The organism is Serratia sp. 2723, assembly GCF_050434425.1.
Lineage (GTDB): Bacteria > Pseudomonadota > Gammaproteobacteria > Enterobacterales > Enterobacteriaceae > Chania.
The window spans coordinates 118,133-130,991 of sequence record NZ_JBNDIN010000010.1 but is presented as its reverse complement, the minus strand read 5'-3'; the positions used below and the strand labels follow the sequence as shown (position 1 = coordinate 130,991).

General features: G+C 55.5%; 12 protein-coding genes and 1 pseudogene. 8 read left to right on the top strand and 5 right to left on the bottom strand.

The window, feature by feature from the left end; translation table 11 throughout:
- Positions 1-57: 57 nt before the first annotated feature.
- Positions 58-633: an aminodeoxychorismate synthase component II gene (locus ABIE29_RS16020; RefSeq protein ID WP_429619721.1), complete on the bottom strand. Its 576-nt coding sequence runs from the start codon at positions 631-633 to the stop codon at positions 58-60.
- 214 nt (positions 634-847) lie between these two features.
- On the opposite strand from ABIE29_RS16020, the pseudogene ABIE29_RS16015 reads away from it, so the two are divergent.
- Together ABIE29_RS16015 and ABIE29_RS16010 are read left to right on the top strand one after the other, a co-directional pair.
- Positions 848-1,147 (top strand): annotated as a pseudogene (locus ABIE29_RS16015) (type II toxin-antitoxin system RelE/ParE family toxin).
- Entirely contained in the window at positions 1,131-1,454 is a 324-nt protein-coding gene (locus tag ABIE29_RS16010) for a helix-turn-helix domain-containing protein (RefSeq protein ID WP_429619720.1), read from the top strand. Before ABIE29_RS16015 ends, ABIE29_RS16010 begins: the two are co-directional and overlap by 17 nt.
- Before the next feature lie 241 nt (positions 1,455-1,695).
- Here the strand turns inward: ABIE29_RS16010 and ABIE29_RS16005 are convergent, their stop codons facing one another.
- The 4 genes from ABIE29_RS16005 to ppiA all read right to left on the bottom strand — a co-directional run bounded on the left by ABIE29_RS16005 (position 1,696) and on the right by ppiA (position 6,709).
- Positions 1,696-3,222, bottom strand: a complete 1,527-nt coding sequence (locus ABIE29_RS16005) for a helicase HerA-like domain-containing protein (RefSeq protein WP_429619719.1) — start codon at positions 3,220-3,222, stop codon at positions 1,696-1,698.
- A gap of 340 nt (positions 3,223-3,562) precedes the next feature.
- Positions 3,563-4,288 (bottom strand): two-component system response regulator BtsR, encoded by a 726-nt coding sequence (btsR, locus tag ABIE29_RS16000; protein WP_429619718.1) that lies wholly within the window; start codon positions 4,286-4,288, stop codon positions 3,563-3,565.
- Positions 4,288-5,973 carry a LytS/YhcK type 5TM receptor domain-containing protein gene (locus tag ABIE29_RS15995; protein ID WP_429619717.1) on the bottom strand — a complete coding sequence of 562 codons (1,686 nt, stop codon included), beginning with the start codon at positions 5,971-5,973 and terminating at the stop codon, positions 4,288-4,290. Before ABIE29_RS15995 ends, btsR begins: the two co-directional genes overlap by 1 nt.
- Before the next feature lie 166 nt (positions 5,974-6,139).
- Entirely contained in the window at positions 6,140-6,709 is a 570-nt protein-coding gene (gene ppiA, locus ABIE29_RS15990) for a peptidylprolyl isomerase A (protein ID WP_021181682.1), read from the bottom strand.
- Between the two features lie 311 nt (positions 6,710-7,020).
- Between ppiA and ABIE29_RS15985 the strand changes: the two genes are divergently transcribed.
- The 6 genes from ABIE29_RS15985 (at position 7,021) to tsgA (ending at position 12,824) form a co-directional block, all read left to right on the top strand.
- The gene (locus ABIE29_RS15985) at positions 7,021-7,326 is read left to right on the top strand and encodes a PTS sugar transporter subunit IIB (protein WP_429619716.1); all 306 of its coding nucleotides are present in this window, start codon (positions 7,021-7,023) and stop codon (positions 7,324-7,326) included.
- A gap of 16 nt (positions 7,327-7,342) precedes the next feature.
- Positions 7,343-8,668 (top strand): PTS sugar transporter subunit IIC, encoded by a 1,326-nt coding sequence (locus ABIE29_RS15980; protein ID WP_429619715.1) that lies wholly within the window; start codon positions 7,343-7,345, stop codon positions 8,666-8,668.
- 25 nt (positions 8,669-8,693) lie between these two features.
- The gene (locus ABIE29_RS15975; protein WP_429619760.1) at positions 8,694-9,032 is read left to right on the top strand and encodes a PTS lactose/cellobiose transporter subunit IIA; all 339 of its coding nucleotides are present in this window, start codon (positions 8,694-8,696) and stop codon (positions 9,030-9,032) included.
- Entirely contained in the window at positions 9,029-10,339 is a 1,311-nt protein-coding gene (locus ABIE29_RS15970) for a 6-phospho-beta-glucosidase (RefSeq protein ID WP_429619714.1), read from the top strand. Before ABIE29_RS15975 ends, ABIE29_RS15970 begins: the two co-directional genes overlap by 4 nt.
- An 88-nt stretch (positions 10,340-10,427) precedes the next feature.
- Entirely contained in the window at positions 10,428-11,408 is a 981-nt protein-coding gene (locus tag ABIE29_RS15965) for a LacI family DNA-binding transcriptional regulator (protein WP_429619713.1), read from the top strand.
- A gap of 231 nt (positions 11,409-11,639) precedes the next feature.
- Complete coding sequence (gene tsgA, locus ABIE29_RS15960; protein ID WP_429619712.1) at positions 11,640-12,824, top strand: MFS transporter TsgA; 1,185 nt, start codon at positions 11,640-11,642, stop codon at positions 12,822-12,824.
- Positions 12,825-12,859 lie beyond the last annotated feature (35 nt).

Here is a 12,859-nt window from a genome sequence, read left to right as displayed (position 1 = left end):
AATCACAAAATATGCATAAAAAACCAACCAAGGGCAAGCTTAAAAAACCACTAACGGCTAACTTCCAAGGAAATTATCCAGCAGTTGGTGCCCCTGTTCGCTGAGAATGCTCTCCGGGTGGAACTGCACGCCTTCCAGCGCCAGCGTCCGATGGCGGATACCCATGATCTCATCCCGCTCGCCGTCACGTTCGCTCCAGGCCGTTACCTCAAAACACTCCGGCAATGTGGCAGCGTCCAGGATCAGCGAATGGTAGCGGGTGACGGTCAGCGGATTATTCAATCCCTTGAACACGCCGAGATTATTATGGCGGATGGCAGAGGTTTTACCGTGCATCACCTCCCGGGCACGAACCACGTCGGCACCGAACGCCTGGCCCAATGCCTGATGGCCGAGGCAAACCCCAAGGATCGGCAGCTTACCGGCAAAATGGCGAATGGCAGCCAGTGAGATGCCCGCCTCGTTCGGCGTACAGGGGCCAGGGGAGATCACCAGATGCTGCGGTGCCAGCCGTTCGATATCGGCCAGTTGCAGTTCATCGTTTCGCTTCACCAGCACTTCTGCACCCAGCTCGCAGAAGTACTGATAGAGGTTGTAGGTAAAAGAGTCGTAGTTATCGATCAGCAGCAGCATGTTTAAATGAACTTAGTGTGAAGGATCGTTACGGTCGCCCGTATCAAATAGCTAGATAGCCGAGTTTATCTAACCTTCGCCGTTACACCTATAGCCACGTTCGAACAGTCCTCCATAAAGACGGCCAGTTTTGCTGATTTGAAAACGTTGAATCAGCCAAAAAAGAGTAATATAGCACCAAGTGCTATAGTTAAGGTAACAGGATGTCAACCTAATGCGCGTATTTAAAACCAAATGGTTTGCCAAAACGGCCGAATCTCATGGCATCAAAGATAGGGAATTATGTCGGGCTATTGACGCAGTGATAGAAGGGAAGGCCGATGACCTCGGAGGCGGAGTGCATTGGTTTTACACGTTCCTGTATGCTTAACAGGATATGGCCAACATCGATAAACGTGAACCTGCTGGATTTCGAGAGTTGGCAAAGTACTATGCGGTACTTACAGATGAAAAGATTATGGCATTGATTACAAATAAAGAGCTGGTGGAGATTTGTCATGACTGCAAAAAGTAAATTCAAAAGTCCTGCGTTTGAAGCCATCCATAGTGCAGCTTCTGGGTTCTTCAGCGTCGATGCCATCCCGCAGGAGACAATGCGTAGCTTCGATCAAACCTGCATCAGCAACGTCAAAGATCTTCAACCACTTGAAATAAAAGCATTACGAGAAAATCTCAATGTCAGCCAGCCAGTCTTTGCCCGTTATCTGAACACCAGCGTTTCTACAGTCCAAAAATGGGAAAGCGGCGCAAAACGCCCCAGTGGCCTGTCGTTGAAGTTACTTACCGTGGTCCTGAAACATGGGCTTAAGGTGTTGATTTAATAACTTGCTCAATCATCCAGTTTCACACCCAGCATCTTGAGCAGTTTTAGGGCCTTGGTCTGGAAATTGCTCAGATGCTATCAGAGAAATTTGTGAGGCAAGCCATTTCGCAGACACTGTCTGCGAAACCTGCTCTGACTGCCAAGCTGCGTACGGGTGGTGTAGTCTGCCAGGCTTGAAAGCGCTGGCAAAGCTAAACGGACGCAGAGTATATGCTGCGCCCCACAAAAGAATCGCAGACCTACTTCTTACGGCCACCCATGATCGAGCCTAAAACGCCGCGCAGGATCTGGCGGCCCAGATCGCGAGCCATGCTCTTGGCAGCAGTTTGTACGATGCCATCGTGTTTACCACCGCGCGGGCCAGTGGAACCAAACAGGATCTCGTTCAAACCGCCCATCAAACCACCGCCATTTTCCTGCCCTGCGGCCGGTTTCTGAGCCGGCTGCCCAGGCTGCGGCGTCCCCACAGTGGCAAAACCGCCTGCGGCCAGTTTTTCATAGGCTGATTCACGATCCACCATATCTTCATAGCGCCCGTAGAGCGGAGATTTATTGATGGCGCTGTTCATCCCTTCAGCCCCCAGCATGCCCATTTTTGATTCCGGTGCGATCACCATCGCACGCTCCACCACGTTCGGCCGCCCTTTCTCATCCAGGAAGGAGACTAATGCCTCGCCCACACCTAACTCGGTGATTGCCGTTTCCGCATCAAAGTCTGGATTGGCACGCAGGGTTTGAGCCGCAGCCTTCACCGCTTTCTGATCGCGAGGGGTAAAGGCACGCAGCGCGTGCTGAACACGGTTGCCCAACTGACCCAGAACGCTGTCTGGGATATCCAGCGGGTTCTGGGTGACAAAGTAGATGCCCACGCCTTTGGAACGGATCAGGCGCACCACCTGTTCAATTTTGGTCAGCAATGCCGGTGGCGCATCGTTAAACAGCAGGTGGGCCTCGTCGAAGAAAAACACCAGCTTTGGCTGTTCCGGATCGCCGACTTCCGGCAAATGCTCAAACAGCTCCGCCAGCAGCCACAGCAAAAACACCGCATACAGCTTCGGCTGGTTAATCAGCTTATCCGCCGCCAGCAGGTTGATGATACCGTGCCCGTTGGCGTCGGTTCTCATCAGATCGTTGATATCCAACATCGGCTCGCCAAAGAACTGATTGGCCCCCTGCTGTTCCAGCGTCAGCAAGCCGCGCTGGATCGCCCCGATCGAGGCCGAAGAGATATTGCCGTACTGGGTTTGGAACTGTTTGGCGTTATCCCCTACGTACTGCACCATCGCCCGCAGGTCTTTCATATCCAACAGCAGTAAGGCGTTGTCATCGGCGATCTTGAACACCAACTGCAACACGCCGCTCTGCACCTCGTTCAGATCCAGCAGGCGGCCAAGCAGCAGCGGGCCGAGATCGGAAACGGTGGCGCGGATCGGATGGCCCTTTTCGCCAAAAATATCCCAAGGGATCATGGAACAGGTTTGGGGTTGCCAGTCGGTAACGCCAATGGCGGCTAACCGCGCCTGCAACTTCTCGGAGGGAACACCTTCGGCCGCAATGCCCGACAGGTCGCCTTTAACGTCCGCCAGGAAAACCGGAACGCCAATGCGCGAGAACTGCTCCGCCATCTTTTGCAGGGTGACCGTTTTGCCCGTACCGGTGGCCCCAGTGATCAACCCGTGGCGGTTTGCCAGGGCAGGCAAAATGACCAGATCCTGCACCGGTTTCCCGTCTTTCATCGCTTTGGCAATAATCCGTGCTTCACTCATTTTCTGTTCCTATAACCCTGTACGGCGCGAATGCGCCCGTTGATATCATCAAGGCTATAAGCGCAACGTAAACCCGTCAAGGATAAACACAAAGGCCCCCTCACCCCAACCCTCTCCCACAGGGAGAGGGAGCTGATGCGGAGCCGATATCAAACGCGGAAGTCAATCTGTGGTACGTTAGAGTCCCTCATGCCAAACCATATCGTTGAACGTGCAACCAGTCGCTTCCTTTAGGGAGAGGGAGCTGATGCCGAGCCGATATCAAACGCGGAAGTCAATCTGTAGCACGTTAGAGTCCCTCATGCCAAACAGTCCTTATGCCAAACAGTACCTGTCAAGATTATCCGCGTAACCCCAGCTCTTCTTTCAGCGATTTGAGATAGCGACGGCTGACCGGTACCGGCTCCCCCACCGACATAATCATTTCCGCCGTGCCACTTTCTTCAAAACGGATCTCTTTGACCTGCTCAAGGTTCACCAGATATTGCCGGTGGCAGCGCACCAATGGCGTACGGCCTTCCAGTGTGCGCAGCGTCAGTTCGGTAAAACACTCCATGCCGTCATTGCGTACCACGTACACCCCGGTCGAGCGTGAACGGATGGCAATCACCTCGTCGAAACGCAGCAGGTAAATCCGGCTGTGGCCGGTGCAGGGGATATATTTCAGGTAGCCCGCACTTTCTTCCAACGCCGCAATATTCTGTGGAGCACGGCGCTGATGCAGGCGCTGCAGGGTTTTATTCAGCCGATTAGGCTCCGCCGGTTTCAGCAGGTAATCAAACGCATGCTGCTCGAAGGCCTGCACCGCGTATTCGTCATAAGCCGTCAGAAACACGATGTAGGGCATACGGTTCGGATCGAGCATGCCAACCATTTCCAGTCCGCTGATACGCGGCATCTGGATGTCCAGGAACACCACGTCCGGTTGCAAGCGGTGGATTTGGCTGATGGCCTCAATGGCATTGGCGCATTCACCAATAATGGTGATGCCCTCTTCCTCTTCCAGCAGGTGGCGCAGGTTATCGCGGGCAAAGGGCTCGTCATCAACAATCAGTACGTTCAACATCAAGCAGCCCTCGCCAAGGGAACGTTAAGGGTGATGCAGGTATAGGCTTCAGGTTCGCAGGTGACCTGCACGCCATAATCTTCACCATAGCGTACGCGGATACGCCGATCGACCAGGTTCATCCCCAACCCGCTGCCACCGGTCTGCTGACGGAACAGCCCGGCGTTATCCGTCACCTGCAACAGCAAATGATCGCCTTCCAGACGGGCACCAATATCGACACGGCCAATCCCTAACAGATGGGAAGTACCGTGCTTGATCGCATTTTCCACAATCGGCTGCAGCGAGAACGCCGGTAAACGTACCGCCAGCAACTCTTCCGGCAGCGAAACGGTGATCTCCAGCCGATCGGCAAAGCGGGCCTTTTCGATCTGCAGATAGGCGTTCACATGTTCAATCTCGTCCGCCAGGCTCACCTCATCGTCGGAACGCTTGAGGTTTTTGCGGAAAAAGGTCGACAGATACTGCACCAGTTCGCAGGCCCGGTCGCCATCGCGGCGGATCACCGCCACCAGTGTATTCAGGGCGTTGAACAGGAAATGCGGGTTCACCTGCGCATGCAGCAGTTTGATTTCCGACTGGGCCAGCAGCTGTTTATGGCGCTCGTATTGCCCGGCCATGATTTGCGCCGACAGCAGGCTGGCAATCCCTTCCCCCAGCGTGCGGTTGATCGTGCTAAACAGCTTGGTTTTGGGTTCATACAGTTTGATAGTGCCGATCACCCGCTGATTTTCACCACGCAAAGGGATCACCAGTGTCGAGCCCAGCTTGCAATGGCCGTTGATGGAACAGCAGTAAGAAAGCTCGTTGCCATCGGCATACACCACTTCGTTGTTATCGATAGCGCGATGGGAGTGGACCGAGGAGATCGGCGTGCCCGGCAGATGGTGGTCGTCACCAATGCCGATAAAGGCCAGTAGCTTGTCGCGATCGGTGATCGCCACGGCACCAATGCCTAACTCCTGATAGACCACCCGCGCCACCTTCATGCTGTTTTCCTGGTCAAACCCCTGGCGCAGGATACCCTCGGTACGTTCGGCAATCTTCAACGCCTTGGAGGAGAAGGCGCTGGTGTATTTCTCAAACATCGCCCGCCGATCCAGCAGGATCTGCATAAACATGGCGGCACCGATGGTATTGGCGATCAGCATCGGCAGGACGATATGCTCCACCAGCAGCACAGCTTCAGGGAACGGACGCGCGACGATCAGGATAATCGCCATTTGCAGCACTTCCGCCACCAGCGCAATCCCGGCAACAAACAGCGGGTTGAACAGCAGATCGATACGCCCGCGCCGCATGGCAATACTATGCACGATGCCGCCAACCAGCCCTTCGGCCACCGTGGAGATCGCACAGGCGACGTCTGTCATGCCCCCCAGCGTATAACGATGCAGGCCACCCGTCAGGCCAACCAGGAAACCGACGGAAGGCCCCCCCAGCAGCCCGCCCAACACGGCACCGATAGCGCGGGTATTGGCGATGGAGTCCTGAATATGCAGGCCAAAGTAGGTGCCCATAATGCAGAACACCGAGAAAATGACGTAGCACAGCAGCTTGTGCGGCAGGCGGATGGTCACCTGCATCAGCGGAATAAACAGCGGCGTCTTGCTCAGTAAATAGGCAATAACGAGGTACACGCACATCTGCTGTAGCAGCAGTAAAACCTGGTTAAATTCGTACATAAAAACGGCTCATCCTGAACAACGGGGTGATCGACAAAGTGCCGGGTATCCGGTCTGGTTATAGGTGGGCAATTAAATCACGCGGGGTCGAAAAAAACAGTGATGCAGGCAAAGCTTCGAGAGGGAAAAGCAGGCCGACCCCTAGGCAGGGACCGGCTTGGGCGATTTATGGCAGCACTTTGGCTGACAGGATCACGATAGGTTTGCTAGGGACATTCTGGTAAGGGCCCACGTTACCGGTTGGCACCTGGGAGATTTTATCTACCACGTCCATCCCTTTCACGATCTTGCCAAATACCGCGTAGCCAAAATCACGCTGGCCATGATCGAGGAACGCATTGTCTGCCACGTTCAGGAAGAACTGGCTGGTGGCACTGTCTTTATCGGCGGTACGTGCCATGGAAATGGTGCCACGCAGGTTACGCAGGCCGTTGTCGGCTTCGTTCTTGATCGGCGCATTGGTGGTTTTCTGCTGCATATCCGCAGTAAAACCGCCGCCCTGAACCATGAACCCCGGGATCACGCGGTGGAAAACGGTGTTGTTGTAGTAACCGCTGTTCACGTAGTCGATAAAGTTCTTGGTTGAGACCGGTGCCTTCTGACTGTCGAGCGCCAATTCAATATTCCCTGCCGAGGTGGTCAGCATGACGTGGGTCTCACCGGCGGCTAATGCGGCAGGTGCCATGGCTGTCAGGGAACACAGCGCAACGAAGGTCACTAAAGTACGTTTGAACATGAACGGGTCCTTTCTTTGAGATACAAACAACGGAAAGCGCTTTAATTCTAAAGAGCTGCGCCCGGCAGCGCCAGCCATTTACCTATATTTACTCAATTGCCGGACGTTTCTTACTGCGCCCGATTTTTTCCTGCCGACAGTATGATCCCCGTACTGATTTTTGCCAAGCCGATCACGCATTATTTGCCCATTTTCGCCCTTCATCGTTTTTTGCGACATAAATCCCGGTTTGGTTCTGCGATCCAGCTAGGCTAAACAAATGAGAGCGCTCTCATTAGCGCTTATAAGCATAATAATATTGGAGAGCAATAATGAAGAAGATAGTGCTGTGCTGTGCCGCAGGGATGTCCACCAGCATGCTGGTCAAACGCATGCAAACCGAAGCGCAAAAGCGCGAACTGGCCGTGGAGATTGTGGCGGTACCGGCTGCGGATTTCGAAGCCGAGTTACCAACCGCCAGCGTGGTGCTGTTGGGGCCACAGGTGAAGTACGAACTGGCCCGTTTCAGCCAGCTTGCCGAGCCGCATGGCCTGCAGGTTGCCGTCATCGACATGATGGATTACGGCACTATGCGCGGTGACAAGGTATTAGACAAAGCCCTCAGCCTGATCGCCTGACGCCGCGGAGAACCCCATGAGCCTATACGCTTCCCTGATGCGCGTGGTCGAAAGCCATATCGCACCACTGGCCGGCCGGATCGGTAGCCAGCGCCATATTATTGCCATTCGTGACGGTTTTATCAGCGCCATGCCGTTTTTGATCGTCGGCAGTATCATGCTGATCGTCGCCAACCCGCCGTTTGACGCGACCACCACCTCCAGCTTCGGACAAGCCTGGTTAGGGTTCGCCAAGAAGCACTGGGACACCATCACCATGCCGTTCTTTATGACCATGGGTTTGATGAGCGTATTTGTCTCTATCGGTACCGCCTACAGTCTGGCAAAGCACTACGGAATGGACGCCCTGACCGCCGCGCTGCTGTCGCTGATGGCATTCCTGCTGGCCTCTGCGCCACAGGTCGACAACAAAATGTCCCTCGATTTCCTGGGTGGCCAGGGAGTATTCACCGCCCTGATCTGCGCCATTTGGTCGGTCGAACTGATCCGCTTGCTGAAAAAGTACAACATCACCATCCGCATGCCGGAGCAGGTTCCCCCCGCCATTGCTCGTTCATTTGAACTGCTGTATCCGGTGGTAGGCATTCTGTTGACGGTCTACCCCGCCAGCCTCCTGATGCAGAGCGAATTCCAACTGCTGCTGCCAGCCGCAATTATGCAGGTATTCCAGCCACTGATTTCCGTTGGCGATACGCTGCCAGCCATCCTGTTGGCGGTGCTGATTGCCAACCTGCTGTGGTTTGCCGGTATTCACGGCGACAACATCGTGACCGGCCTGCTGAACCCGATCTTTATGGCTAACCTGGCGACCAACGCCGCGCTGGTCGCCAACGGTGCCGCCATGACCCAAACGCTGACCGCACCATTCTGGTCATTCTATGTCTGTATTGGCGGCTCTGGCTCCACGCTGGTGCTGGCCTTCCTCTATCTGCGCAGCCGCTCCATTCATCTGCGCACCATCGGCAAGCTGAGCGTAGTCCCGGCGGCGTTCAATATCAACGAACCGCTGCTGTTCGGTTCGCCGGTGGTGATGAACCCAACGCTGTTTATCCCGCTGATTGTGGTGCCGATGGTTAACGCCACTCTGGCTTATTTCGCCCTGCACTGGGACATGGTTGAGAAAATGGTGGCGATGGCCCCCTGGACCGCTCCAGCACCGCTGGGAGCGATGATCTCCGCCTCCTGGGATATCCGTGCCGCCGTATTGGTATTGGTGCTGATGGTGATAGACCTGGCGATCTGGCTGCCGTTCTTCAAAGTGTATGAAAAACAACTATTGGCGCAGGAACACGAGCAGGCCGAGGCTGAACGCGAAGCCAGTAATGCCGCTGCCGCGCAGTAACAGGAGAGATAACGTGACTGAACTGATGGCTGAAGTCAGCCAGGATTTTGAAAGCACCATTATGGAGCTGCTGGTATTTGCCGGTAGCGCCCGCAGCAGCGCGCTGATGGCTTTGCAACAGGCCCGTGCCGGTGATTTTATCGGCTCCGCCGAACATATGGCCGAATCCAGGCAGGCGGTGAAACAGGCCCATCGCATTCAAACCCAACTGATCGGCATGGACGAAGGCTGCGGCAAACTGGCCATCACCCTGATCACCGTGCACGCGCAGGATCATTTGATGAACGCCATGGTCATCCAGGATCTGGCCGATGACATGATCGAACTTTATCGCCGTCAGGCACAGCAGGAGGCCCGCTCATGAGTTCATTAAAAATCGCTATTATTGGCGGCGGCAGCAGCTACACGCCGGAACTGGTGGAAGGCCTGATCCTGCGAATTGAAGAGCTGCCGGTGACCGAGCTGGCGTTGGTGGACGTTGAGCCTGGCCGGGAGAAGGTCGAGATCATTGCCGCATTAACCCAGCGTATGCTGGCCCGTAACGGCCTGGAGCAAGTGAAGGTCAGCGTGCATTTCGACCTGGACGAGGCCATTCGCGGTGCCAGTTTCGTACTCACCCAGTTTCGCGTAGGTCAGTTGCCAGCCCGGGCAGCCGACGAACGCCTGGGTCTCAAATACCAGTTGATCGGCCAGGAAACCACCGGCGTTGGTGGTTTTGCCAAGGCGCTGCGCACCATTCCGGTGATGCTGAATATCGCCCGCAAAGTAGAACAGCTGGCACCCGATGCCTGGATCATCAACTTTACCAACCCGGCCGGGATCGTGACCGAAGCCGTTTCGCGCTATACCAAGGCGAAAATCATCGGCCTGTGTAACGTGCCGATCAGCATGCATCACATGATCGCCAATATGCTGAAGGCCCCTTACGCCGAGGTACAGTTGCAATTCGCCGGGTTGAACCACATGGTGTGGGTCCACCAGGTGCTACAAAACGGCAAGGACGTGACCGGCAAAGTGATCGACATGCTGTGTGACGGTGCCGCGCTGACCATGAACAACATCAAGGAAGAGCCTTGGCCGCCGGAGTTCCTGCGCGCCGTTGGGGCGATCCCCTGCCCTTATCACCGCTATTTCTACCAGACCAAAGAGATGCTGGCAGAAGAGGTTGCCGCTGCTGCCGAACGCGGTACCCGTGCCGAACAGGTCATGAAAGTAGAGAAGGAGTTGTTCGAGCTGTATGCAGACCCACATCTCGACAGCAAGCCCCAGCAACTCAGTTTCCGTGGCGGTTCCTTCTATTCCGAAGTGGCGCTGGAGCTGATCCGTGCCATTCACAACAATCTCGGCACGCAATTAGTGGTCAATACCGCAAACCGTGGCGCTATTCGCGGTTTGCCAGACGATGCTGTGATAGAAACCAACTGTATCGTCGATGCTCAGGGCGCCCATCCGCTGACGTTTGGCCAACTGCCGGATTCGATGCATGCGCTCACCCAGCAGGTTAAAGCCTATGAACGCCTGACGATAGAGGCCGCCGTGCATGGCGATCGCCGCAGTGGGCTGCTGGCACTGGTCACCAATCCCCTGGTCGCCAACGCCCAAATTGCCCAGCCGCTGCTGGCAGAGGTGCTGGAGGTGAATAAAGCCTATTTACCGCAGTTTAACGCATAACCATCAACATTGGGTTCGGCTCGCCGGGCCCACTTATCTCCTGTAATCTGATCAAGTGGGGGATAAGCCCGTAATCAGGAGCAGCAAAATGGTGACACTGGAAGATGTCGCAGCGATAGCGGGCGTATCCCGCGCGACTGTGTCACGCGTGGTCAACGGCGACAACAAGGTCAAAGCGCTCACCCGCGAGAAGGTCAAACGGGCGGTGGCCGAACTGGGCTATACCCCCAACCCGGCGGCCAGGGCGTTGGCATCCAGCCAAAGCAACACCTTGGGCCTGGTCACCACCTCATACCGAGGCGGCTTCTTTGGTGCCCTGATGGATTTTGTCCAAACCGAGGCCGAGTCCAACGGTAAACAGCTGCTGGTGACCCAAGGCCGTAACAGTGCAGAAAATGAACTGCTGGCGATCCAACGCCTGTTCAGCCTGCGTTGCGACGGCGTGATCCTGCACGTGCGCTGCCTCAGCGACGATCGGCTACGCCAGTTGGCTGCCGAACAGCACGCCTTTGTGCTGCTGGATCGCCTGGTCCCGGGCCTGGAAGATCGCTGTGTCACCTTCGATCACGTTTACGCCAGCCAGCTTGCTACCCAGCAGTTGATCGACGCGGGCCATCGGCGCATTGCCTGTATCAGCGGCCCAGCCCAGCGAGCCTCCAGCCAACTGCGGTTACAAGGATTCCTCAATGCGATGCAGGCCGCCAACCTGCAACCGCTAGGCTGCCCGGAAGGGGTGTATGACCTGGAAAGCGGCTACCGGTGCACCGATCAACTGCTGCGTAGCAAAGTGCTGCCTACGGCGATTTACTGCTGCAACGAAGAAATGGCGATGGGTGCCCTGCTGGCGATCAATGAACGTCATCTGCGCGTACCGCAGGATATTTCGTTGATCTGCTATGACAGCGGCGAGCGAGCGCCTTTTGTCCGCCCGGCGCTCACCAGCGTGCATTTCCCCATTACCGAGATGGCGCAATATGCCGCTCGCCTGCTGATAGATCCACTGACCGCGCCGGTGAGCTTTGAGCCGAAGATCGTCCAGCGCGATTCGATCGCCACGCTCGGTAGTTGATCACATAAAACTTAATAACCGTTCATTGCTTGCATCAAAAAATCGATGCATATCACAAAAACTCCCGTTGTCTATGCTAGGATCCGCCTCCTGGTGGCCTGATCGGGATCTTTTCCAGTTTTTACCAGGAAAACCTGCGGCCTTATGCCAGCTTTAAACCCCAGGGATCTCAGGTTACGACCTGACAGCCCACGGGTATAAACCACAACAAAGATAATCAGGCCTATATACATGAATGACAGCAACCGCATCCGGCTAACCTGGATCAGCTTCTTCTCTTATGCGCTGACCGGTGCATTAGTGATCGTCACAGGGATGGTGATGGGAAACATCGCAGAGTATTTCAACCTGCCGGTTTCCAGCATGAGCAATACCTTTACCTTCCTTAACGCGGGTATTTTGATTTCAATCTTCCTCAATGCCTGGCTGATGGAAATCATTCCGCTGAAACGTCAGCTGATCTTTGGCTTTATCCTGATGCTGTTGGCCATCGCCGGGCTGATGGTGGGCAAAAGCCTGACCCTGTTCTCGCTGTGCATGTTTGTACTCGGCGTGGTCAGCGGTATCACCATGTCGATCGGCACCTTCCTGATCACCCATATGTATGCTGGCCGCCAACGCGGTTCACGCCTGCTGTTTACCGATTCCTTCTTCAGCATGGCCGGGATGATCTTCCCGATCGTCGCCGCGATGCTGCTGGCACGCAGCATTGGCTGGTACTGGGTTTACGCCTGTATCGGGTTGCTGTACCTGGCCATCTTCGTGCTGACGCTGTGCTCCGAGTTCCCGGTTCTGGGTAACAACGGGGAGAAAAGCAGCGAGCCGGTGGTGAAAGAGAAATGGGGTGTCGGAGTGCTGTTCCTGGCTATCGCCGCGCTGTGCTACATCCTTGGCCAGTTGGGCTTTATCCAATGGGTGCCGGAATACGCCACCAAAACCTTCGGCATGAATATCGACCAGGCGGGCAAGGTGGTCAGCAATTTCTGGACTTCTTACATGATCGGTATGTGGGTGTTCAGCTTCGTGCTGCGCTTCTTTGACCTGCAACGCATCGTCACCGTGCTGGCTGCGCTGGCAACGGGTGCCATGTACCTGTTTATCAGCACCGATAATCCTGAGTACCTGAGCTACTACATCATGGCTCTGGGCTTCGTCTCCAGCGCGATCTACACCACGCTGATCACGCTCGGTTCTCAGCAAACCAGGGTTTCCTCACCGAAACTGGTCAACTTTATCCTGACCTGCGGCACCATCGGCACTATGCTGACCTTCGTAGTCACCGGCCCGATCGTTGCCAGCAGCGGAGTCCATGCCGCGCTGACTACGGCCAACGGCCTGTATCTGGCCGTGTTTGTGATGTGTCTGCTGCTCGGTTTTGTAACCAAGCACCGCAACCATGGGCATACCACGCACTAACTGCTGCTAGTTTTCCCCATGAGGGTTCTGCCAAC

What these genes read in the sequence shown, in the direction of transcription:
- ABIE29_RS16010 (WP_429619720.1), top strand. Translation starts at nt 1,131, where the DNA reads ATGACTGCAAAAAGTAAATTCAAAAGTCCTGCGTTTGAAGCCATCCAT.
- ABIE29_RS15995 (WP_429619717.1), bottom strand. Translation starts at nt 5,973, where the DNA reads ATGTACGAATTTAACCAGGTTTTACTGCTGCTACAGCAGATGTGCGTG.
- ABIE29_RS15980 (WP_429619715.1), top strand. Translation starts at nt 7,343, where the DNA reads ATGAGCCTATACGCTTCCCTGATGCGCGTGGTCGAAAGCCATATCGCA.
- ABIE29_RS16020 (WP_429619721.1), bottom strand. Translation starts at nt 633, where the DNA reads ATGCTGCTGCTGATCGATAACTACGACTCTTTTACCTACAACCTCTAT.
- ABIE29_RS16005 (WP_429619719.1), bottom strand. Translation starts at nt 3,222, where the DNA reads ATGAGTGAAGCACGGATTATTGCCAAAGCGATGAAAGACGGGAAACCG.
- ABIE29_RS15975 (WP_429619760.1), top strand. Translation starts at nt 8,694, where the DNA reads ATGGCTGAAGTCAGCCAGGATTTTGAAAGCACCATTATGGAGCTGCTG.
- tsgA (WP_429619712.1), top strand. Translation starts at nt 11,640, where the DNA reads ATGAATGACAGCAACCGCATCCGGCTAACCTGGATCAGCTTCTTCTCT.
- ABIE29_RS15985 (WP_429619716.1), top strand. Translation starts at nt 7,021, where the DNA reads ATGAAGAAGATAGTGCTGTGCTGTGCCGCAGGGATGTCCACCAGCATG.
- ppiA (WP_021181682.1), bottom strand. Translation starts at nt 6,709, where the DNA reads ATGTTCAAACGTACTTTAGTGACCTTCGTTGCGCTGTGTTCCCTGACA.
- btsR (WP_429619718.1), bottom strand. Translation starts at nt 4,288, where the DNA reads ATGTTGAACGTACTGATTGTTGATGACGAGCCCTTTGCCCGCGATAAC.
- ABIE29_RS15970 (WP_429619714.1), top strand. Translation starts at nt 9,029, where the DNA reads ATGAGTTCATTAAAAATCGCTATTATTGGCGGCGGCAGCAGCTACACG.
- ABIE29_RS15965 (WP_429619713.1), top strand. Translation starts at nt 10,428, where the DNA reads ATGGTGACACTGGAAGATGTCGCAGCGATAGCGGGCGTATCCCGCGCG.